This window comes from Dinoroseobacter sp. S76, assembly GCF_049801095.1.
Lineage (GTDB): Bacteria > Pseudomonadota > Alphaproteobacteria > Rhodobacterales > Rhodobacteraceae > Dinoroseobacter.
The window spans coordinates 56161-78360 of sequence record NZ_JBNAGH010000010.1; the positions used below are offsets into that span (position 1 = coordinate 56161).

21 protein-coding genes are annotated in these 22200 nt (G+C 63.4%); 15 read left to right on the forward strand and 6 right to left on the reverse strand.

Annotation, left to right across the window (positions count from 1 at the left end):
• Positions 1-4: 4 nt before the first annotated feature.
• The 12 genes from ACP153_RS19705 (at position 5) to ACP153_RS19760 (ending at position 12940) form a co-directional block, all read left to right on the forward strand.
• A complete protein-coding gene (locus ACP153_RS19705; protein ID WP_424972726.1) occupies positions 5-886 on the forward strand; it encodes an FAS1-like dehydratase domain-containing protein in 882 nt (293 codons plus the stop codon).
• 1 nt (position 887) lies between these two features.
• Positions 888-2129, forward strand: coding sequence for a CoA transferase (locus ACP153_RS19710; protein WP_424972727.1), 1242 nt, complete (start codon positions 888-890; stop codon positions 2127-2129).
• A 323-nt stretch (positions 2130-2452) separates the two neighbouring features.
• Complete coding sequence (locus ACP153_RS19715; RefSeq protein ID WP_424972728.1) at positions 2453-3772, forward strand: ABC transporter substrate-binding protein; 1320 nt, start codon at positions 2453-2455, stop codon at positions 3770-3772.
• A 96-nt stretch (positions 3773-3868) separates the two neighbouring features.
• Positions 3869-4816 (forward strand): carbohydrate ABC transporter permease, encoded by a 948-nt coding sequence (locus tag ACP153_RS19720; protein ID WP_424966495.1) that lies wholly within the window; start codon positions 3869-3871, stop codon positions 4814-4816.
• Positions 4813-5775 carry a carbohydrate ABC transporter permease gene (locus ACP153_RS19725; protein ID WP_424972729.1) on the forward strand — a complete coding sequence of 321 codons (963 nt, stop codon included), beginning with the start codon at positions 4813-4815 and terminating at the stop codon, positions 5773-5775. The genes ACP153_RS19720 and ACP153_RS19725 overlap by 4 nt, the downstream gene beginning before the upstream one ends.
• Entirely contained in the window at positions 5772-5960 is a 189-nt protein-coding gene (locus ACP153_RS19730) for a hypothetical protein (protein WP_424966497.1), read from the forward strand. The genes ACP153_RS19725 and ACP153_RS19730 overlap by 4 nt, the downstream gene beginning before the upstream one ends.
• A 2-nt stretch (positions 5961-5962) precedes the next feature.
• Positions 5963-7057, forward strand: a complete 1095-nt coding sequence (locus tag ACP153_RS19735; RefSeq protein ID WP_424972730.1) for an ABC transporter ATP-binding protein — start codon at positions 5963-5965, stop codon at positions 7055-7057.
• Positions 7050-8042, forward strand: coding sequence for an ABC transporter ATP-binding protein (locus ACP153_RS19740; protein ID WP_424972731.1), 993 nt, complete (start codon positions 7050-7052; stop codon positions 8040-8042). The genes ACP153_RS19735 and ACP153_RS19740 overlap by 8 nt, the downstream gene beginning before the upstream one ends.
• A 12-nt stretch (positions 8043-8054) precedes the next feature.
• On the forward strand, positions 8055-9674 hold the full coding sequence (locus tag ACP153_RS19745; RefSeq protein ID WP_424972732.1) for a dihydroxyacetone kinase subunit DhaK: 1620 nt from the start codon (positions 8055-8057) through the stop codon (positions 9672-9674).
• Positions 9646-10737 carry a LacI family DNA-binding transcriptional regulator gene (locus ACP153_RS19750; RefSeq protein ID WP_424972733.1) on the forward strand — a complete coding sequence of 364 codons (1092 nt, stop codon included), beginning with the start codon at positions 9646-9648 and terminating at the stop codon, positions 10735-10737. Before ACP153_RS19745 ends, ACP153_RS19750 begins: the two co-directional genes overlap by 29 nt.
• A 20-nt stretch (positions 10738-10757) precedes the next feature.
• Entirely contained in the window at positions 10758-11816 is a 1059-nt protein-coding gene (locus tag ACP153_RS19755) for a TIM barrel protein (protein ID WP_424972734.1), read from the forward strand.
• On the forward strand, positions 11813-12940 hold the full coding sequence (locus ACP153_RS19760) for a Gfo/Idh/MocA family protein (RefSeq protein ID WP_424972735.1): 1128 nt from the start codon (positions 11813-11815) through the stop codon (positions 12938-12940). Before ACP153_RS19755 ends, ACP153_RS19760 begins: the two co-directional genes overlap by 4 nt.
• A gap of 67 nt (positions 12941-13007) precedes the next feature.
• Here the strand turns inward: ACP153_RS19760 and ACP153_RS19765 are convergent, their stop codons facing one another.
• The 6 genes from ACP153_RS19765 to ACP153_RS19790 form a co-directional block, all read right to left on the reverse strand.
• The gene (locus ACP153_RS19765; protein WP_424972736.1) at positions 13008-13913 is read right to left on the reverse strand and encodes an HAD-IIA family hydrolase; all 906 of its coding nucleotides are present in this window, start codon (positions 13911-13913) and stop codon (positions 13008-13010) included.
• Entirely contained in the window at positions 13910-14725 is an 816-nt protein-coding gene (gene phnE / locus ACP153_RS19770; RefSeq protein ID WP_424972737.1) for a phosphonate ABC transporter, permease protein PhnE, read from the reverse strand. Before phnE (ACP153_RS19770) ends, ACP153_RS19765 begins: the two co-directional genes overlap by 4 nt.
• Positions 14725-15540 carry a phosphonate ABC transporter, permease protein PhnE gene (gene phnE / locus ACP153_RS19775; RefSeq protein ID WP_424972738.1) on the reverse strand — a complete coding sequence of 272 codons (816 nt, stop codon included), beginning with the start codon at positions 15538-15540 and terminating at the stop codon, positions 14725-14727. The genes phnE (ACP153_RS19770) and phnE (ACP153_RS19775) overlap by 1 nt, the downstream gene beginning before the upstream one ends.
• Complete coding sequence (gene phnC / locus ACP153_RS19780; RefSeq protein WP_424972739.1) at positions 15537-16334, reverse strand: phosphonate ABC transporter ATP-binding protein; 798 nt, start codon at positions 16332-16334, stop codon at positions 15537-15539. Before phnC ends, phnE (ACP153_RS19775) begins: the two co-directional genes overlap by 4 nt.
• 69 nt (positions 16335-16403) lie before the next feature.
• Positions 16404-17378, reverse strand: coding sequence for a phosphate/phosphite/phosphonate ABC transporter substrate-binding protein (gene phnD / locus ACP153_RS19785; protein WP_424972740.1), 975 nt, complete (start codon positions 17376-17378; stop codon positions 16404-16406).
• A 56-nt stretch (positions 17379-17434) separates the two neighbouring features.
• The gene (locus ACP153_RS19790; protein ID WP_424972741.1) at positions 17435-18226 is read right to left on the reverse strand and encodes a DeoR/GlpR family DNA-binding transcription regulator; all 792 of its coding nucleotides are present in this window, start codon (positions 18224-18226) and stop codon (positions 17435-17437) included.
• A 208-nt stretch (positions 18227-18434) separates the two neighbouring features.
• Here ACP153_RS19790 and ACP153_RS19795 point away from each other — a divergent pair, with 208 nt between their 5' ends.
• From ACP153_RS19795 to ACP153_RS19805, 3 genes are read left to right on the forward strand one after another with little or no spacing between them, the layout of a single operon-like run.
• On the forward strand, positions 18435-18902 hold the full coding sequence (locus ACP153_RS19795) for an NUDIX hydrolase (RefSeq protein ID WP_424972742.1): 468 nt from the start codon (positions 18435-18437) through the stop codon (positions 18900-18902).
• Between the two features lie 58 nt (positions 18903-18960).
• Positions 18961-19986: an ABC transporter substrate-binding protein gene (locus ACP153_RS19800; protein WP_424972743.1), complete on the forward strand. Its 1026-nt coding sequence runs from the start codon at positions 18961-18963 to the stop codon at positions 19984-19986.
• Complete coding sequence (locus ACP153_RS19805; protein WP_424972744.1) at positions 19987-22200, forward strand: ABC transporter permease; 2214 nt, start codon at positions 19987-19989, stop codon at positions 22198-22200.

Below are 22200 nucleotides of genomic sequence, written 5' to 3' on the forward strand. Positions count from 1 at the left end.
GCCCATGGATGGATCCCAGACCTCCCTCCCCGTGGCGGATCCGGGCGTTGACCTGAGCGATTGGGTTGGGCGCTCGGAAACCGTGACGGGCTGTGTGCCGCATGGCGTGGCCACGACCATTCACGCCACGCTGGCCCGGCCTGAGCTGACCTGCCCCGGGCCGGGCGAGGTGCTCCCGGCGCTCTGGCATTGGTATGCCTTTCCCCCGGCAGTGGGCATGGATGCGCTCGCGGAGGATGGTCATCCGAAGCTCGGGGACTTCCTGCCCCCCGTGCCTTATGAGCGCCGCATGTGGGCGAGCGGGAGCCTGAGCTTCCACGCGGATCTGCGTGTCGGCGAAGAGATCGAAAAGACCTCGACCATCACCCGGGTCGATGAAAAGCACGGCTCCTCCGGTGGGATGGTCTTTGTCGAGCTGGCCCATGAGGTGCGCGGCGCGGCAGGGCTCGCAATCCGCGAGACGCAGACCATCGTCTATCTGCCGATTGCGCCGCAATTCACGCCGCCGCCCAAGAAGCCGGGCCTGACCGGGGATCTGGTGGTGGACCGCTTCCATCCCGTATCGACCGCGCTGCTCTTTCGCTACTCGGCGATCACCTTCAACGCCCACCGGATCCATTACGACCTGCCCTATGCGCAACAGATCGAGCATTACCCGGGCCTCGTGGTTCACGGGCCGTTGCAGGCGAACCTGCTGATGGCCGAGGCCACCGCCTGGAAGGGCCGCCGCCCGGACCGGTTCCGGTTCCGCGGGGTCCATCCGATGTTCCACGACAGCGATATGCGCCTCTGCGCCAAGCAGGTCGGCGCGGCCTGTCTCGAGATGTGCACCACCGCCGATGGCGGCCACCGGGGCATGACCGCCACAGCAGACTGGGAGGATTGAGATGACCGGAATTCTGAACGGCATGCGCGTCGTGGAAAGCTCGGCTTTCGTCGCCGTCCCGCTTGCGGGCATGACACTAGCGCAGATGGGCGCGGATGTGATCCGCTTCGACCGGCTGGAGGGCGGGCTCGATGCCGGACGCTGGCCGCTGGCACCGTCGGGGCAGAGCCTCTTTTGGGCCGGGTTGAACAAGGGCAAACGCTCCATCGCCGTGGATCTGAGCCGTCCGGAAGGGCGCGAGCTGGTGACCCGCACCATCGCGGCGCCGGGGGAGGATGCGGGCATCCTGCTCACCAATCTGCGGGTGCGTGGCTGGATGGATTACGAGACCCTGCGTCAGCAGCGCGAAGATCTGATCATGGTCACCCTGCTGGGCGATCGCCATGGCCGTCCGCAGGTCGACTACACCGTGAATCCCGCGCTGGGCATTCCCGACATCACCGGGCCGGAGGGGCATGACGCGCCCGTGGCCAATGCGCTGCCGGCCTGGGACTTGATGGCGGGGCATATGTGCGTCTCCTCGGTTCTGGCCGCCGAACGTCATCGCCTGCGTCATGGGGTGGGGCAGGAGGTTGCGCTGACCCTCAAGGATGTGGCCGCTGCCACGCTCGGCCATCTAGGTATGATCGGCGATGCGGTGCTGAACGAGACGCAACGGGGCAAGTCGGGCAATGCCCTCTATGGCGCCTATGGTCAGGATTTCCTCTGCGCCGATGGCAAGCGGATCATGGTGATCGGTCTGACCGGGCGGCAATGGTCCGGCCTCCTCAAGGTCACGGGCACCGAGCGGGACATGGAAAAGCTCGCCCGCCGCACGGGTCGCGATTTGTCCAATGAGGGCACCCGCTGGGAGCTGCGCGCGGAGATCACCGAGGTTCTTCAGCCCTGGTTCGCCGCCCGCCCGGCGGATGTGATCGGCGAAATCTTCGAGAATGCCAAACTGACATGGTCGCAATTCCGCACGGTGAAGGAGGCTGTGACCGAGGACCCGGATCTCAGCCCCGACAACCCGGTCTTCACCGAGCTGATGCAGGCCGGGTTGGGCCGGTTCCCCGTGCCGGGCCATGTGGCGGCATTCTCGGAATATGACCGCGCAGCGCCGCAGCCCGCGCCGCTTCTCGGAGAGAATACCGAGGAGATCCTGAGCGATGTCACCGGGCTCGACGACACGGAGATTTCGCAGCTCTTTGATCAGGGTGTTGTCGGAGGCGGGCGTTCCGCGAAGCTCTATACCGCCGCCTAGGCCCCAAGGCGTCGCCCCTCCGATCACCGCCCGCACCCTGACCCCGGGTGCGGGCGGTTTTTTGTGTCGCCTCTCGGCCCGTGACTGGGCTTCTGTTCGAAATCTGAGCGCGCACGGGCCTCTCTTCGCAACGTTCGAATCGCTCCGATTCGCAAGGGTTGCGCTCGGGGGGGGAGGGTCTAAGTTTATGATTTAAAAAGGCTAAGTCAGTTTTTGAGTTACGCACCTCAAAAACATGTAGACCTGAGGTGCGTACCTCAGATAGCGTGATCCCATGCCGCGATTCGTCCTTCGGCTCAGTGGCAAAAAAACGGGAGGAATGAATGTCATATTCAAAACTGGCAACGGCCAGTGCCATTGCACTTGCGGCCACTGGGGTCGCCAATACGGCGCAAGCCGAGGATCTGACTTTGTGCTGGGCCGCGTGGGATCCGGCCAATGCGCTGGTCGAACTGTCCAAGGAATTCGAGGCCCAGTCGGGCCATAACATGAACTTCGAGTTCATCCCCTGGCCGAACTTCGCGGACCGGATGCTCAACGAGCTGAACTCCGGCGGCAAGCTCTGCGATCTGCTCATCGGCGATAGCCAGTGGATTGGCGGGGGCGCCGAGAATGGCCACTACGTCAAGCTGAACGACTTCTTCGACGCCGAAGGCATCTCGATGGATGATTTCGCACCGGCGACCGTCTATGCCTATTCGACCTGGCCGAAGGGGACGCCGAATTACTACGCGCTGCCCGCCATGGGCGATGCGAATGGCTGGTTCTACCGCAAGGACTGGTTCGGGCGCGAAGACATTCAGGCGGCCTATAAGGAGGCCACGGGCGAGGACCTGCGCGAGCCGCAATCCCAGCGCGAGATGCTGCAGATCGCCCAGTTTTTCCAGGGGCGTGAGATTGACGGCAAGACCGTTTATGGCGCGGCGATCTTCACCGAGCGTGGCTCGGAAGGCATCACCATGGGCGTGACCTCGGCGCTCTATCCTTGGGGCTTCAAGTATGAAAACACCCCAGGCTCTTACGACATGGAAGGCGCTGTGAACTCGCCCGAAGCTGTCGAAGCGCTTGAATTCTATAAAGAGTTCTACGCGACCGCGACCCCGCCGGGCTATACGAACTCCTATATGGGAGAGAGCCTCGATGCGTTCAAATCCGGTCAGGTCGCGATGGCGATGAACTGGTTTGCGTTCTTCCCGGGTCTTTATGCGGATCCCTCCACGGGCGGTGACAAGATCGACTTCTTCGTGAACCCGCCGCAGAACCAGGCTGGCTCGACCCTGGGCGGGCAGGGGATCTCCGTGGTCGCCTATTCCGACAAGCAGGACGCGGCACTTGAGTATATCAAGTGGTTCGCCGATCCGGGCGTGCAGGCCAAGTGGTGGGAGCTGGGCGGCTATTCTGCCCATAACTCCGTGCTGAACGATCCGGGCTTTGTCGACAGCCAGCCCTTTGCCGGGGACTTCCTCGAGGCGATGGGCGCTGTGCAGGATTTCTGGCAGGAGCCGGCCTATGCCGAACTGCTGCTGGCGATGCAGAAGCGCGTCCATGACTACGTGGTCGCCGATCAGGGCAGCGCGAAAGAGGCGCTGGACAAGCTGATCGAGGACTGGACCGAGGTCTTCGAGGACGAAGGTAAGCTCTAACTCCCCGCCGGGTGCGCGATCCCATCGCGCGCCGGCACCCCCTCGCGCCGGGACCCCCCGGTCCCGGCGTATCTTTCCAGGACACAGGCCAATCACATGTCTGACCGGACAATAGATCGCGTTGCGGCGGCAACGCCCACTCCAGTTGCGCGCAAAATCAAGGGTTTGTCGGACCGGGCCATCGCCTGGATCTTTGTGGCCCCTACGATTTTCCTGCTGCTGGCGATCAACATCTTCCCGCTGATCTGGACGATCCGGCTGAGCTTTACGAACTACAAGGCCAACCGCATCAACCGCGAGCCGGAGTTCATCGGGCTGCGCAACTACGAGCGGATCCTGACCGATAGCGACATCTGGCTGAACATGCAGGCCACGGCGCATTTCCTCTTTTGGACGATCTTCTTTCAGGTCCTGATCGGGTTCACGCTGGCCTGGCTGATCAACAAGAAATTCAAGGGCAATGACCTGTGGACGACGATCATCGTGTTGCCGATGATGCTCTCCCCGGCGGTGGTCGGCAATTTCTGGAAGTTCCTCTACCAGCCGCAGATCGGCCTTTTCAATTACATCGTCAGCTTCTTCACCGGGAAGGATCCGTCGAGCTTCGAGATGTTGGGCAGCGTCAATCTCGCGCCCTGGTCTATCGTGATCGTGGACACCTGGATGTGGACGCCCTTTGTCATGCTGATCTGTCTCGCGGGGCTCCGCTCGATCCCCGACTATATCTACGAGGCGGCAGAGATCGACCGCGCCTCCAAGCTACGGCAGTTCTTCACCATCACGATCCCCATGGTCCTGCCCTTCCTGATGCTGGCGGTGCTGTTTCGCGGGATCGAGAACTTCAAGATGTTCGATCTGGTGGTGCAACTTACGGGGGGCGGGCCCGGCTCGGTCACCGAGCTCACCTCGATCAACCTCAAGCGCGAAGCCTTTGAGAAATGGCGCACGGGCTATGCCTCGGCCTATGCGATCATCCTCTTCGTGACCGTCTTCGGCCTGGCCAGCATCTACGTCAAAGCCCTCAACAAGGTGAAAGAGAGATGAGCGGGTATTCTGTTACCGAACCGTCCAACCGCACCAAATGGTTCGCGGGCACCCTGGTCATCCTTTATGCGCTGATCACCATGATCCCGCTGGTGTGGATCGGCCTCACCGGCTTCAAAAGCCCTGCCGACGCGATCAGCTATCCGCCGAAATACGTCATCGGCAGTGACAGCGAGGCCGGGTTCCAGCCCACGCTGGAAGGCTATGTGAACCTCTTCACCACCCGCACACGGCAGACGCAGGAATTCCTCGAGGCCAACCCGCCGGAGAATTGGGCAGACGAGATTGTGCGCCAATACGATATGGTCATCGTCGGTCCGTCGAAGTTCGGCGAGCGCTTCATGAACTCGGTGATCATCGGGTTCGGCTCGACCTTCCTGTCGGTCTTTCTCGGCACGCTGGCGGCCTATGCGTTCAGCCGGTTCAAGATCCCGCTGGCCGATGACCTCCTGTTTTTCATCCTCAGTACGCGGATGATGCCGCCCATCGCCGTCGCGATCCCGATCTTCCTGATGTACCGCAATCTGGGGCTCTCGGACACGCATCTGGGGATGATCCTGCTCTATACGGCGGTGAACATCTCGCTCGCGGTCTGGCTGCTGAAAGGGTTCATCGACGAGATCCCGCGCGAATACGAAGAAGCGGCCCTGATCGACGGCTACACCCGGTTTCAAGCCTTCTACAAGGTCGTGCTGCCCCAGGCGGCGACGGGCATCGCCTCCACCGCGATCTTCTGCCTGATCTTTGCCTGGAACGAATACGCCTTTGCAGTGCTTCTGACCTCGGCCACGGCCCAGACCGCACCGCCCTTCATCCCGACGATCATCGGCATTGGCGGTCTCGACTGGCCGGCTGTGGCGGCGGGGGCCACGATCTTCCTCCTGCCGGTCATGATCTTCACCATCCTGTTGCGCAAGCACCTGCTGCGCGGGATCACATTCGGAGCGGTCCGCAAATGAGCAAGTTCTTCAATGGCCTTCTCCGGCTGCGGCGCGGCCCGTGGGAGATGCTGGCCACCATCATCATCGCGCTCGGGGTGTTCATGCTGATGCAGCCCTTCGCGATCTGGGCCTTCACCTATTCCTTCATCACAACTTTGATCGGCACGGTGATGTTCATCATCGTCAGCCACTTCCCGGAGTAAGCATGGCGCAGATCGTCATCAAAAACCTCAAGAAGCAGTTCGGGGATTTCACCGCCGTCCGTGAAAGCTCCTTCACCATCGAGGATGGGGAGTTCTTCATGCTGCTCGGCCCTTCGGGCTGCGGCAAGACCACGACCCTGCGGATGATCGCAGGGCTGGAACTGCCGACCTCGGGCGAAATCTATCTCGACGGCGAAGAGATCGCGCAGCGCGCCCCTTCCCAGCGGGACATCGCTTTCGTCTTCCAGATGTTCGCGCTCTATCCGCACATGAATGTCTACAACAATCTCGCCTATCCCCTGAAAAGCCAGGGCATGCCCCGGGCGCAGATCCGGGCCAAGATCGACGAGGTGGCGGGCATTCTCGGCATCACCAACATCCTCAAGAAACCCGTGGGCGGGCTGTCGGGCGGGGATCGCCAGCGGGTCGCGCTGGGCCGCGCCATCGTGCGGGAGCCCAAGGCCTTCATGATGGATGAGCCGCTCGGCGCGCTCGATGCAGAGTTCCGCGAGCATATGGCCGAAGAGCTCCGCGCGCTCCATGACCGGATGGGGGCGACCACGGTGTATGTGACCCATGACCAGCTCGAAGCGATGCAGATGGGCGACAAGATCGTCGTGATGAACAACGCCGTGGTCGAGCAGTTCGGCACCCCGCAAGAGATCTATGACAAGCCCGCCACCATGTTCGTGGCCGATTTCATTGGCTCGCCCTCCATGAATTTCCTGAAATTCCACGGCAAGATCACTCCCGGCGAGAGCGAGATCGCGATGCATGCCAACAGCTTTGCCGTGCCCCAGAGCCGGGAGCCCTTTGAGGGGGACATGGCCTTTGGCGTGCGCCCCGAGCATATCCAGCTTTCTGATGAGGCGCCCTTCCGGGCCGAGGTGCTGGCGAGCGAGTATCTCGGCACCACTCAGATCGTGACCCTCAACACGGCGGCGGGCGAGGTGAAGGCCCGGATCGGCGCGCAGCAGGTCGCGAAAACCGGCGAGACCGTGGGCCTTGCCTTCAACCCCGGCACGGTCACGCTTTTTGATCGCCAATCGGGCCGGGCCCTGAAATCCGAACTGAACGAGGGCGTGCTCCATGGCTGAGGTGTCGCTCAAGAACGTGTCCAAGGCCTTTGGCAAAACCCAGGCTGTCTCGGAAATCTCCATGACCATCGAGGATGGCGCCTTTGTCGTGCTGCTCGGTCCCACCGGGGCGGGCAAGACGACGACCCTGCGCCTGATCTCGGGGCTGGAGAAGCTCGACGCGGGCAGCATTCATATCGGTGGACGGGATGTGGGCATCGAGACCCCGGCGCAGCGCGATGTGGCCATGGTGTTCCAGCAATACTCGCTCTACCCGCATATGTCGGTGCGGGACAATCTGGCCTTTCCCCTGCGCTCGCCCATCCTCAAGACGCCCGAGGACGTGATCGCCCAGAAGGTCCAGAAGATCGCGGAGGTTTTGCAGATCCCGCACAAGCTGGACAACAAGGCGACGGAGCTTTCCGGTGGCGAGATGCAGCGCGTGTCGATCGGGCGGGCGCTGGTGCGCGATCCGGCGATCTACCTGATGGATGAGCCGCTGAGTTCGCTGGACGCCAAGCTGCGCGCGGATCTGCGGGTGGAGCTCAAGCGGATCCATGCGGATCTCGGCTCGACGCTCCTCTATGTCACCCATGACCAGATCGAGGCCATGACCATGGCCACCCATATCGGCGTGCTGGAGGAAGGGCGGCTTGTGCAATACGGCACGCCCAAGGACATCTACGAGAACCCGAGCAGCATCTATGTGGCCAGCCGCCTCGGCCTGCCACGGATCAACATCCTGCCCTCGTCGCTCTTTCCCGGCAGCCATAAGGGTCCGAGCATCGGGTTGCGCCCCGAGAACATCCGGCAGGGCGACGGGATCGCGGCGACCGTCCTGCGGTCCGAGCATCTGGGGGATCAGACCCGTCTCCATCTCGAGGTTGAGGGCCATGCCATCACGACGCTCACGGATCCGCATCAGGATTACGCAGCCCATGAAACGATAAAAATCAGCCCGCAAAACCCACTCTATTTCGACGCTTCGGGCGCGCGGGTCGTGTAAGGGAGGACCACCATGGCTCAATTCATCAATGCCAAAGAGGATCTGGTCACGGAGGCGCTCGACGGGGTGCTGGCCGCGGCAGGCGGGGCGCTCTCCCGGCTCGACGGGTACCCGCATATCAAGGTGGTGTTCCGTTCTGATTGGGACAAATCCAAGGTTGCGCTGGTCTCCGGCGGCGGTTCGGGGCACGAGCCCGCCCATGCGGGATTTGTGGGCGAGGGTATGCTGACGGCGGCGGTCTGTGGCGAGGTCTTTGCCTCCCCCTCGGTGGAAGCGGTGCTGGCGGGCATTCTGGCCGTCACGGGGGATGCGGGCTGCCTGTTGATCGTCAAGAACTACACCGGCGACCGGCTGAATTTCGGGCTGGCGGCGGAGCGGGCCCGGGCGCTGGGCCGCAAGGTCGAGATGGTTGTGGTCGATGACGACATCGCCTTGCCGGACCTGCCCCAGCCACGCGGTGTGGCTGGCACGCTGTTCGTGCACAAGATCGCCGGGGCCATGGCCGAGGAGGGTGCGGATCTCGACAGTGTCACGGCCGCCGCGAAGGCGGTGATCAGCAAAGTTGCCTCCATCGGAATGAGCCTCGATACCTGCACGATCCCCGGCTCGAGCAAGGAGAACCGGATCGGCGCGGGCAAGGCTGAACTGGGCCTTGGCATCCATGGAGAACCGGGGGTGGAGCAGGTCGATTTTTCAACGGCGATGAGCGCCATGGGCACCGTGGTCGACAAGCTGCGCGGCCATGCCCAGGGGCAGGTCGTGGCGATCGTGAACAACTTGGGCTCCACGACACCGCTGGAGATGTCCGTGTTGACCCATGCCCTGACTGCCTCAGAATTGGTGGATCAGATCATCGGGCCCGCGCCACTGATGACCTCGCTCGACATGCACGGCTTTTCGGTCTCGATCATGGAGGTGACGCCGACCGAGCTGTCGGCACTGGGCGCGCCCGTGCCCATGCCCGCCTGGCCCGGCATGGCGCAGGTCGTCGCCCCGCCAGTGGTACCGCTCCCCGATGGGCTCACCCCGATTGAGCCGATCCCCTCACAGAACCCCCGCACCCGCGAGATCATTCAGAAAGTCACTGACCTGCTGATCTCGGCGGAGGCGCAGCTCAACACGCTGGACGCGAAATCCGGCGATGGTGACACGGGCAGCACCCTGGCTACCGCCGCGCGCGCCCTGCAATCGAGCCTCGACCGGATGCCGCTCGCCGATCTGACGCAGCTCTTCCCGGCGCTGGGCAACGAGCTCAGCCAGACCATGGGCGGCTCCTCCGGCGTGATCCTCGCGATCTATTTCAACGCCGCCGGAGATGCCTGCGCCAATGGTGCGACCGTGCAGAAGGCGCTGGTCGCAGGGCTAGAACGGGTCAGTCAGGTGGGCGGCGCCTCGGTGGGGGACCGAACCATGATCGACGCGCTTGCCCCTGCGCTGGACGCTTTGCCCACGGGGATCGCTGCGGCGGCGGCAGCGGCCCGTACCGGCGCAGACAGCACCGCCGCCATTCACCGGGCCAAGGCCGGGCGGGCGGCCTATGTGCCCGAAGAGAACCTCAAGGGCCACAATGACCCGGGTGCAGAAGCGGTCGCGCTCCTCTTTGATGCGCTCGCGAAGGAAATGGAGAGCTAAGCTGAGCAAACCGCGCCTCACCATCGTCGCAAAGCCAACGGTCAATGACATTGCCCGCGTTGCCGGCGTGAGCCTTGCGACCGTGGACCGGGTCCTCAATGAGCGCCCGGGCGTCCGCTCCGTGACGATCAAGAAGGTGCAGGCCGCCATTGATGAGCTCGGCTATGTCCGGGATACGGCGGCGGCCAATCTGGCGCGGCAGAAGACCTACCGCTTTGCTTTCGTGCTGCCCGATTGGAAGGGCCAGTTCCTCGCCAGTCTCGAGCAGGGGATTGCCGAGACCGTGGTGAATGCTCGTCATGACCGCACTGAGCTGCGCACGATCCGGGTGCCGAACCACGACCATACGCAGCTGGCTCGGACCCTGTCCGAACTGGACCCCGCCGAGATTGACGGGGTGGCCATCATGGCCAAGGAAACGCCCTTGGTGCGGGATGCCATTGCCGATCTGCGCAAGCGGGGGATCCCGGTGGTCTCCTTGGTTTCGGACCAGCCGAACTCAGACCGGGACCACTTCGTCGGCATCGACAACGTGGCGGCGGGCCGGACGGCGGGCACCCTGCTGGGGCGGTTCACGGGTGGGCGGCAAGGCAAGGTCGTCGTGGTCATCACCAACAAGCAATCGCGCGACATGATCGAACGCCGTCATGGCTTTGACCAGATCGTCAGCGCCGAGTTCCCCCATCTTGAGACCCTGCCCAGTGTCGAAGGGCAGGAGGATCCGGCCCATACGGAGAAGGTCACGCTGCGCGCCCTGCAGCAGAACCCGGATGTGATCGGGGTCTATTCCGTCGGGGCCAGCGTGCAGGGGATCGCGCGCGCCATCGCGGCGGCGGGTCTGCCCGCGCGGCCCGTGCTGATCGACCACGAGTTGACCGAGAACTCCGCCAGCCTGCTCCGCTCCGGCGTGGTAGACGCGGTCATCACGCAAAACACGGGGCATCTCGCCCGCAGCGCTCTGCGTGTGCTGCGCGCCAAATGCGACAAGACCCCGGTGATCAAATCGCAGGAGACCATCCGGATCGACATCGTGATCCGCGAGAACCTGCCATCGATGAAGTGAGCATTTTAGGGAGGAATGCGATGCAAACGATCAAGGGACCGGCGCTGTTTCTGGCGCAGTTCGCCGGCGACGAGGCGCCGTTCAATTCATGGGACGCGATCACGAAATGGTCGGCGGAGTGCGGTTATGTCGGGGTGCAGGTGCCGAGCTGGGATGACCGGCTCTTCGATCTCGCCACGGCCGCCGAGAGCAAGGATTACTGCGACGAGTTCAAGGGCGTCGCCGAGGCCAATGGCGTGGCTGTGACCGAGCTTTCGACCCATTTGCAGGGCCAGTTGGTCGCCGTGCATCCCGCCTATGACACGGCCTTTGACGGGTTCGCCGCCGAGGAGGTGCGGGGCAATCCCGCCGCGCGGCAGGCCTGGGCCGTGGATCAGGTGAAAAAGGCGCTTTCGGCTTCGCGCAACCTCGGCATTGGCGCCCATGCGACCTTCTCGGGCGCGCTCGCTTGGCCTTATGTCTATCCCTGGCCGCAGCGCCCTGCGGGCCTCGTTGAGACCGCCTTTGACGAGCTTGCGGCGCGCTGGCGTCCGATCCTCGATCATGCGGAGGAGTGCGGCGTCGATGTCTGTTACGAGATCCATCCGGGCGAGGACCTCCATGACGGCGTGACCTATGAGATGTTCCTCGAGCGGGTGGATAACCACGCGCGGGCCTGCATGCTCTACGATCCGTCCCATTACGTTCTGCAATGCCTCGACTATCTGGACAATATCGACATCTACAAGGACCGGATCCGCATGTTCCATGTGAAGGATGCGGAGTTCAATCCGACCGGGCGACAGGGCGTCTATTCCGGCTATCAGCGCTGGGTGGATCGGGCCGGACGGTTCCGGTCGCTGGGCGATGGACAGGTGGATTTCGGTGCGATCTTCTCCAAACTCACGGCGAATGGCTTCGATGGCTGGGCTGTGGTCGAGTGGGAATGCGCGATCAAGCACCCGGAGGACGGCGCGCGGGAGGGCGCGGCCTTTGTCCGCGATCACATCATCCGCCCCACGGAGGTGGCCTTTGACGATTTCGCCGCCGCCGAGACGGATCAGGCCGCCAATCGCGCCATGCTGGGGATCGAAGGATGACGGACCGTATTCGACTGGGCATGGTGGGCGGCGGCAATGACGCCTTCATCGGGGCCGTCCACCGCATCGCCTCGCGCATTGATGACCAGTATGAACTGGTTGCGGGGGCGCTGTCCTCGACACCGGAAAAGTCCCGCGAAAGCGGCGCGGCGCTGGGATTGCCGCGGGTCTATGACGACTTCAAACAGATGGCGATCCGCGAAGCACGCCGCAAGGACGGGATCGAGGCGGTCTCGATCGTCACCCCGAACCATGTCCATTACGCCGCCGCACGGGAGTTCCTCAAGCGCGGGATCCATGTGATCTGCGACAAGCCCCTGACCTCGACCCTCGCGGATGCCAAGAAGCTGGTGAAGGCCGCCGAGGCGTCGGACGCGCTCTTTGTGCTGACCCATAACTATACGGGCTACCCGATGGTGCGGCAGGCCCGGGCCATGGTGGCCGCCGGCGAGATTGGCGCAATCCGTGTGGTGCAGGTGGAATACCCGCAGGACTGGCTGACGATCGAGCAGGACTTCAAACAGGCCGAATGGCGCACGGATCCGGCGCGCTCCGGGGCCGGGGGCTCGACCGGGGATATCGGCACCCATGCCTACAATCTCGCCTGTTTCATTTCGGGGCTGACGGCGTCGGAGCTGGCCGCTGATCTCGACGCTTTCGTGCCGGGGCGGCGGGTGGATGACAATGCCCATGTGATGTTGCGGTTCGAAGGCGGGGCGAAGGGCATGCTCTGGTCCAGTCAGGTCGCGCCGGGCAATGAGAATGCCCTGCGGATCCGGATCTATGGCGAGACGGGCGGGCTCGAATGGGCCCAGGAGGATCCGAACTACCTCTGGCATACGCCCTTTGGGGAGCCCAAGCGCCTGATCACCCGCAATGGGGCCGGGGCGGGCGAGGCCGCCGCACGGGTCAGCCGCATCCCGCCGGGCCACCCCGAAGGGTATCTGGAGGGTTTTGCCACGATCTATTCCGAGGCGGCCCAAGCCATCCACGCCCATCGCGCGGGCGAGGCCACCCCGGCGGATGTCGTCTACCCAACGGTGATGGATGGGCTGAAGGGCGTGCAATTCGTGGATGCCTGTGTGCGCAGCTCGCAACGCAACGCGGCCTGGGTCGCGCTCTGATCAACGGGCAAGGGCGCGTTGCCTCTATTCAGGGGCACGCGCCGTTTCGACTGCGAAAAGCTTCCGCTCAGGGCCGTTCGACAATAAAGTCCGGCGCGATCCCGGTCCGCGCAATGGCGGCCTCGGCACCGCCTCCGGCGAAAAACCCAAATCCCGGGATCAGCGCTGCCGAGATCCCAAAGGCCTGCGCCCCGAGGATATCCGTGTGCAGGCTGTCCCCGACCATCAGCACCCGGGAGGGATCCACATCCTCCAGCCGCGCAAAGGCCAGCTCGAAGATATTGGCAAAGGGCTTGCCATAGAACTCCGGCGCAGCGCCTGTCAGATCGGCGAGGCGATGGGCGAGCAGGCCCGGCTCGACGGAGAACCCTGTCTCGCGCGGCGCGACAATGTCCGGATTGGCAACGAGGACAGGCCTCGGGCCGTCCCGGAACGCCTTGTCCAGCAGGGCCTGGCGGGGCTCGCTCCAGCTGCCGGTTCCGATCAGGATCACCCCTTCGCAGCGCGCATAAGGGTCCGGATCATCGCGCAGGGGTTCCCATTGGGTCAGTCCAAGATCACTCAGATCCGCGCCATCCGGGGCCACAATCCCCCAGAGCCGATCGGCTTTGCCACCCATCCGGGCGGAGAGTGTCTCGCGACTGGTGACCACATCCTCGGGCGCGAAGGCGAAGCCAAGGGCGTGGTACTTCGTCAGCAGGATCTCTTTGCCGACACTGGCGGCGTTTGAGACCACGAGCACGCGCTTGCCCATGGCTTGCAGGGCCGCGACGCTTTCGGGCGCGCCGGGGATCACGGTCTCCCCCACATTCAGAACACCAAAGGCGTCGAGCAGGAAGACATCGAACCGGTCGGCGAGATCCACAAGGCACGCGGCCTTTTCGGCGCGCCCCCGGGTCTCGCCCAGCTTGGGCAAGCGGTGGCGGGCGGCCTCGTAAGCGTCCAGAGCCGCCTCGGCCGTCATGGTCATCATATGATGGCGCCCCGAACCTTGGCGGAGACCCATTCGCTCAGCACCACGGCCAGCAGGATCACGATCAGGATCAGGCTGACCTGCGGCCAGGCCAGCACGTTGAGCGAGGCCGAAAGCTGCAAGCCGATCCCACCAGCGCCCACAAGCCCCAGCACGGTGGACTCGCGGATATTGATGTCCCAGCGGAACACCGCGATCCCGGCAAAGGCGGGCAGGATCTGCGGCACGATCCCATAGGCCATGACCTGCCAGCGGCTGGCCCCTGTGGCGGTGATCGCCTCGACCTGGGTCGCGTCGATCTCCTCGATGGCTTCATAGAGCAGCTTGGCGCAGAACCCGATCGAGCGGATGGCGATGGCGACCACGCCCGCGAACACGCCGGGGCCGATGATCGCGATCAGCAAAAGCGCCCAGATCAGCGAGTTGATCGAGCGGGTGGAGACGATGATGAAAAGTGCGACTGGCCGCACGAAGAGGGCCGAGGGCGTCGTGTTGCGCGCGGCCAGGAACGCCACGGGCACCGCGAGGCAGAGCGAGATGAGCGTGCCCAGCGTCGCGATGTTCAGCGTGTCCCAGATCGGGCGGCCAAGCTGGGCGATGTATTCCCAGCGCGGCGGCGTGGCCCGGGTCCAGATGTCATTGGCGATACGCGGCGCATCCCAGACGAAGAACCACGTGGTCGATTCCGAGATCCGCTGCCAGCAGACGAGAAACACCGCCACGCCAAGCAGCCAGCCAAACCAGCGGACAAGGCTTTCCCCGGTGGTGCGGCGCCGCCAGACTTGCGTTCCGTTATGATCAGAGACCGGCATTACTGGACCCTCGCGCGGATGATGCCCGAGAGGTATTCGAGCATCATGACAATCCCGATGATCATCAACAGGATCGCTGCCGCCGTATCGTATTCGTAGCGGTCAAAGGCCGTGTTCAGGGTCGCCCCGATCCCACCGGCGCCGACCAGCCCGAGAATGGCGCTTTCGCGGAAGTTGATATCCACCCGGTACATGGACAGCCCGACCAGACGCGGCATGATCTGGGGCTGCACCCCGTAATTGATCCACTGCATCCAGCGCGCGCCCGACGCCTTGATCGCCTCGGCCTGCACCCGGTCCATGGCCTCGATATCCTCGGCCAGCAGTTTCGACAGAAATCCAATGGTCGCGAAAGACAGGGTCAGGAACCCGGCCAGCGGACCAAATCCAAAGATCGCCACCAGCAGGATCGCGACGATGATCTCCTGTAGGGCGCGGCTGATCGCGATGATCCCACGGCAGATCATATAGACTGGCAGGGGCGCGATATTGCGGGCCGCGCCGAGCCCGATGGGGATGGAAATCAGGATGCCGACCACCGAGGCGGCGACCGTCATCACGATGCTTTCGAGCAGCCCTTCCCAGATATCGCTCCAGCGGGAGACGAAATCCGGGCTGGTGAAGGCGAGAACAAACTGCCAGCCACGATCGAGCCCTTCATAGACCCGTCCCCAATCGACCTCGATGGTGAGGACGGCCGCGATGAGATAGGCGATAAAGCCCAGGCCCAGGCTCCAGCGGAGCCAGGCACGCTTGACGAAGGGCGGCTTTTTCCAGCCGCGCCCGAGCATCTGGTCGAGGGTGACGTCGCTCATTCGGCGGCCTCGATCTCTGCGTCCTCGTCATCCACCTTCTCGATGGTGGCTTCCCAATCTTCTTCGCCATAAATTTCGGTGAGCTTGTCCGGCGTCAGCCCGTTGGGGCCGCCATCATAGACGATCTCGCCAAAGCGCAACCCGACCACGCGGGGCACGAACATCTGCGCCAGCGCCACATCATGGATGTTGATGATCGCGGCCAGCCCGCGCTCCTGACAGAGCTCGGTGATCAGGCGCATGATCTGGCGGCTCGTCTTGGGGTCAAGCGAGGCGGTGGGTTCATCCACCAGCAGAAGCTTGGGGTTCTGGATCAGCGCCCGGCAGATGCCGACCCGCTGCCGCTGCCCACCCGAAAGCTCATCGGCGCGTTTGTCGGCCATATGCAGCAAACCCACGCGGTCGAGCAGGCGAAAGGCCTCGTCCACATCCTCCTGCGGATAGCGGCGCAGGAACGAACGCCAGAACCCCACATAGCCGAGCCGACCGGAGAGCACGTTCTCCATCACGGTCAGGCGCTCGACCAGCGCATATTCCTGAAAGATCATGCCCATCTCGCGCCGGGCCTTGCGCAGCGCGCCGGAGCCGAGCCGGGTCAGATCCACATCCTCCAGCATCACCGAGCCACTGGTGGGCTCCACCAGCCGGTTGATGCAGCGGATCATGGTGGATTTGCCCGCGCCGGACGGCCCGATCAGGGCCAGCACCTGGCCCTTGGGCACGTCCAGATCAATCGCCTTGAGCGCCTGATCCCCGGTCTTGTAGGTCTTTATCAGTTTTTGAAGGCGCAGCATGGCGAAGCCTTTGATACAGCAAGGAAACAGGCCCGGATCGGGCCTGCTCTCATGCTTGTGTGTGACGGATCACTGGCAGGCGTAGGACACGCCGTTGGCTGCGTCGATCTTGCGGATGACGTCCCAGAATTCCTGATAGGTCATCTCGAGGAACTGCCCCTCGTTGGACTTCGAGAATTCCGCCTCCAGGGTCGTGCCTTCCCATTCGAAGTTGAAGAAGGCATTGCGGATGCTCTCCTGCAGCTCCGGCTTGAGGTTGTAGACCGTACCGAACCCCGTGGTCGGGAAGGTTTGCGACTTGTAGATCGTCACCACGTCATCCTCGGAGATCACATCGCGCGAGATCATGCGCGACTTGACCGAGTTCGCGATGGAGGCGGCGAGGTAGTCCTTGTTGGCCACGCCGAGGATCGAGTTGTCGTGCTTGCCCGAGAAGACCGGCTCGAAATCGCGCTCCGGCAGCAGGTCGAAATCGCCCTTCAGGATCGCCGAAGGGGCCTTGAAGCCGGAATTCGAGGTCGGCGAGGTGAAGGCCAGCTGCTTGCCCTTGATGTCCTCGACCGCTTCGATGCCGGAGCCGGGGAAGGTGATGATCTCCATCTCATAGCCGAAATTGCCATCCTTGGAGGCCATGATCGTGAAGGGGCGGAAGCCCGCGCAGTTCACGGCCAGCGGGTTGGAGCCCGTGTTGAAGCCCGCAATGTGCAAGCGGCCCGAGCGCATCGCCTCGATCTGTGCGGCGTTGTTCTGAACCGGGAAGAAGACCACGTCCTTGCCGGTTTCGGCCTCCAGATGCTCCAGGAAATCGGACCAGGCGGCCTTGTAGACGGCGGGATCTTCCACCGGGGTGTAGGCGAAGATCAGGGTGTCGGGGTCGAGCTGCTCGGACGCATCGGTCGGGATATCGGCAATCAGGTCGCCATCCGCATCGCAAAAACGCTCATCGAGATCGCCGCGCGGGCAATCCTGCGCCGAGGCGGTGCCACTCAGGGACATCAGGGCGAGCGCAGACGCGCCCAGCAGAAATTTGATCGTCAGTGTCATTCTATCCTCCCAGATATGCGGGTCTTTCGCCCGTCGAATTCATGTTGGCATGTTTGTTAACCGGCAACCACCGTTTCCACCGATGCGGCCTCGATTGCGTTCCGCAGGGGGCCTTGGGGCGGGCGGTCCACCACGATGGAGTGGAGCAGGGACATGTCGCCCACATGGGCGAGCCCCTTGCGGCCAAATTTCTCGGCATCGATCAGCAGGTGGCGCTGGCTGGCGCGCTGCAGCATGGTGCGCTTCACGGCTGCAAAGCCGCGCACGGATTCCGAGGGGCCCTCTTCGGAGAAACCTGAGGCCCCGATCAGGCAGCGATCCACATTGAACCTTGTGAGGAATTCCAGCGTCTCCGTCCCGACCACGGCGGATTCCGCGGCGAGATATTCCCCGGGGCAGAGCAGGACCTGCGCCGGGCCGTGGCCGAGGGTCATGGCCACGGGGATCGAGTTGGTAATGACCGTGCAGCTTGTGCCGCGATAGGCCAGCGCCCTTGCCATTTCGATGGTGGTCGAACCGGAATCGATCATCACCGTCTCACCTTCGCCGACCAGCGCGGCAGCCCGCCGTCCGATCCGCGCGCGTTCGGCGATCCGGGCATGCTTGCGCTCGTCCAGACTGGGATAGTGGCCCTGGGTCGGCGCCGAAGCCCCGCCATGGTCTCGCGACACAAGCCCCTCGGCAGAGAGCGCGTCGAAATCCCGGCGGACGGTTTCCGTGGAGACATTGAACCGCGAGGCCAGCTCGCTGATCCGGACATGGGGGCGCAGTTTCAGCTCAAGCAGGATCTGCCTGCGCCGCTCCGTCTTTTTCAGGCGCGCCCTATCGTGCTCTCTGGTCTGTGTCATCCGCCCCGCCGGCTCCGCCTTATGGGCGCAGATTGTGGTCTTTGCGGCGGCAATTCAATTATTTTGTTGCATAAGCAAAATTTCAGTGTGAGATTTTTGGATAAGATCAAGAAATCAGACCATTTGCCCCGAGACCGACCCGTTTGACCGAACCAGCCCGATCCCAGACCCGCCACCTGCCGTTTCGCCAAGGCCTCGGAGCTTTGGCATGAGCGCCACGCCCGAAACGGCGGAGCAGATCGCGGCGCTGCCGGTCCACCGGGACAAAAAGGGCAGGCTGCGCGTCCTTATGGTGACGTCCCGCGATCGCGGTCGCTGGGTCATGCCCAAGGGCTGGAAGATGGATGACAAGAAGGATTGGCAGGCCGCCAAGATCGAAGCGCTGGAGGAGGCAGGCGCCGTGGGCTTTGTTTCGGACAAGGCCATCGGGACGTATCACTATGACAAGCGGCTCGAGAACGGGCGCGCGATCCCCTGCGAGGTGACGGTCTATCCGATGATCGTCGAAAAGCTGGAGCGCCGCTGGAAAGAGCGCAAGGAACGCAAGCGCCGCTGGTTCTCGTTCGGAAAGGCCGCAAAGCTCGTGGATGAGCCCGAATTGTCGGACTTGTTGAAGAAACAGGCGAAAAAGCCAGGACGGCTTTCAGAACTCGAAGAAAGGAGCTCCGCCGCCTGACGGCGAGCGCAACGACGTCGGAGGTACCGGCGCGCAACATTCCTTGGGAGGGGAAAACATGAAGACACTGACCATGACAGCCTTGGGCTCCGTCATTGCTCTGTCCGCGTCGATCAGCGCGGCGCAGGCGGACAAGCTGACTTTCTACTGCTCGGCGCAAGAAGACTGGTGCCAGTTGATGGCCCGCAGTTTCGAAGATGCGACCGGCATCGATGTGGACATGACCCGCAAATCCAGCGGCGAGACCTTTGCCCAGATCCGCGCCGAGAGCGCGAACCCCAAGGGCGATGTCTGGTGGGGCGGCACGGGGGACCCGCATCTGCAGGCCGCCGAGGAAGGCCTGACCATGGAGTATATCTCGCCCATGCGCGACCAGCTCCATGACTGGGCGATCAGCCAGGCGGAGAGCGCGGGCAACAAGACCATCGGGATCTATTCCGGCGCGCTGGGCTATGGCTACAACACCGATATCCTCGCGGCCAACAACCTGCCGGAACCGAGCTGCTGGAAGGATCTGCTGAAGCCTGAATACAAGGGCCATGTCCAGATGGCGAACCCGAACTCCTCGGGGACGGCCTATACGACGCTCGCCTCCATGGTGCAGATCTTTGGCGAAGATGACGGGTTCGAGTTCATGAAGGGCCTCCATGCCAATGTGAACCAGTATACCAAGTCGGGCTCCGCGCCGATCAAGGCCGCGGGCCGGGGGGAGAACACGATCGGCATCGTCTTCATGCATGACGCCGTGAAACAGGCGGTCTCGGGCTTCCCGGTGAAGGTCGTCGCGCCGTGCGAGGGTACGGGCTACGAGATCGGGTCCATGTCGATCATCGACGGCGCGCGGAACGAGGAAGAGGCCAAGAAGTTCTATGACTGGGCGCTTAGCACCGACGCGCAGAACCTCGCCCTGCAGGTCAACGCTTTCCAGGTGCCGTCGAACACGGGAGCTGAGACGTCCTCCTCCGCGCCGGACATGTCGACGATCAAGCTGATCGACTACGACTTCAAGAAGTATGGCTCGTCCGATGAGCGGAAGCGCTTGCTGCAGAAATGGGACGAAGAGGTCTCGGTCCTGCCCCAGTAAGTGCGCTCTGAGGCAACAAAAACGTCCCACCCGGTCCTGATCTTCTGGATCATCGCCGGGTGGGTCGGCTACTGCCTTCTGCCGTGGTACATGGTGGAGGATGGCCTCTGGTCGTTCGAATGGCAGTTCGACGGCTATCCCTTCGACACGGACTATGCCCCCGGGCTCTTCCTGATCGGGCAGGGGGAGAAGCTCTGGCTTTCGCCGCTCCTGATCCCGCTGGCCTTGCCGCTTCTGGCGCTCAGGCGGGCCAAATCCGATCCCGCCTATGCCAAGCTGTTGATCCTGTCCGGGGCGCTAGGCTTTGGCTGGTTGATCGCGCAGGGTTTCGGGATCGGCATTCGCGGCTTCAACTATGACTGGCTGAAAGCGGTCTTCGGCGAGCCGAAGATCCGGCAATTCGGCATGGGTTATGGCGCGATGATCTGCGCCTCGGCTTTCCTGTTTCTGCTGACCCAGGGCATTGCGGCGCGCGGCGCGATCAATGGGGATGTCTTCGTGGTCAGCGCCATTGGCGGTGTGATCACGATCGTGACCGCTTTCGTCTTCTACCCGATCGCGAACATGCTGGCTTCGGCCGTGCTGACGGAGGAGGGGACCTATTCGCTGGCGGCCTTCGCGACCAAGTTCTTTGATGATCGGCTCTGGGGGCTTGGCTGCTTTTCGGGCGCGCGCTGCGGCGCGGCCTGGAACTCGCTCTTCCTCGCGATCTCCGTCGGGTTCATCACGACGCTGCTTGGCCTCTGCTTTGCGCTGGTCGTGACCCGCTCGGGCTTTCGCTACAAGCGGGCGATCCGCGCCCTGACGGTCCTGCCGATCATCACACCGCCCTTCGTGATCGGCCTCGCGCTGATCCTGCTCTTTGGCCTCTCGGGCTCGGTCTCGGTCTTTGTCGCGGACCTGCTGGGGACGCAGCCGACCCGGTGGCTCTATGGCTGGCCCGGGGTGCTGATCGCGCAGACGCTGGCCTTCACCCCCATCGCGTTTCTCGTGCTGATCGGGGTGGTCGAAGGGGTCTCGCCCTCAATGGAGGAGGCGTCGCAGACCCTGCGCGCCAATCGCTGGCAGACATTCCGCACGGTCTCCCTCCCGCTGATGCGGCCCGGTCTGGCCAATGCCTTTCTGCTCGGCTTCATCGAGAGCATGGCGGATTTCGGCAATCCGCTGGTGCTGGGCGGGAATTTCGACGTGCTCTCCACCGAGATTTTCTTCGCCATTGTTGGTGCGCAATATGATCAGGGGCGCGCGGCGGTGCTGGCGCTGGTCCTGCTCTTCTTCACGCTCTCGGCCTTTTACGCGCAGCGCGTCTGGCTCGGAAAGAAAAGCTATACCACGGTCACCGGCAAGGGCGATGCGGGGGTGCATCCGCTGATGCCCACGGGGCTCGCCATTCCGGTGATGGTCGTCGCCCTGTCCTGGGCCGTGTTCACCGCCGTGGTCTATGCGATGATCGTGTATGGCAGCGTGGTGGAGCTCTGGGGGGTGAACAACACCCTGACCTTCAAGCACTACGTGACCGCTTTCAGCCTCCGCCTTGAAGAGGAGGGGATCCGCTGGACAGGCGCGGCCTGGGACAGCTTCTGGACCACGATAACCATCGCGGCCATCGCCGCACCGCTGACCGCAGCCGTGGGGCTGGTGACCGCCTATCTGCTCACCCGGCAGAGCTTTGCGGGCAAGAACGCCTTCGAGTTCGGCACCATGCTCAGCTTTGCCATCCCCGGCACGGTGATCGGGGTGAGCTATATCCTCGCCTTCAATGTCCCGCCCATCGAGATCACGGGGACAGGCGTCATCCTCGTTGTGAGCTTCATCTTCCGGAACATGCCCGTGGGGGTCCGGGCTGGCATCGCCTCCATGAGCCAGCTGGACAAGTCTCTCGACGAGTCCTCCCTGACCCTCGGCGCAAACTCTTGGCAGACCTTCCGCCGGATCATCCTGCCCCTCTTGCGGCCCGCGATCCTGGCCGCGCTGGTCTACAGCTTCGTGCGGGCGATGACCGCGATCTCGGCGGTGATCTTCCTCGTCTCGGCCAAGTACGACATGGCCACGAGCTATATCATCGGGCGGGTGGAGAATAACGATTACGGCCTCGCCATCGCCTATTCCACCACGCTGATCTTCGTGATGCTGGCCGTGGTCGGGGCGATGCAACTGGTGGTCGGCCGCACCCGGATCGGTCGCCGCATGACCCAATCGCGCACCAATGTTTGA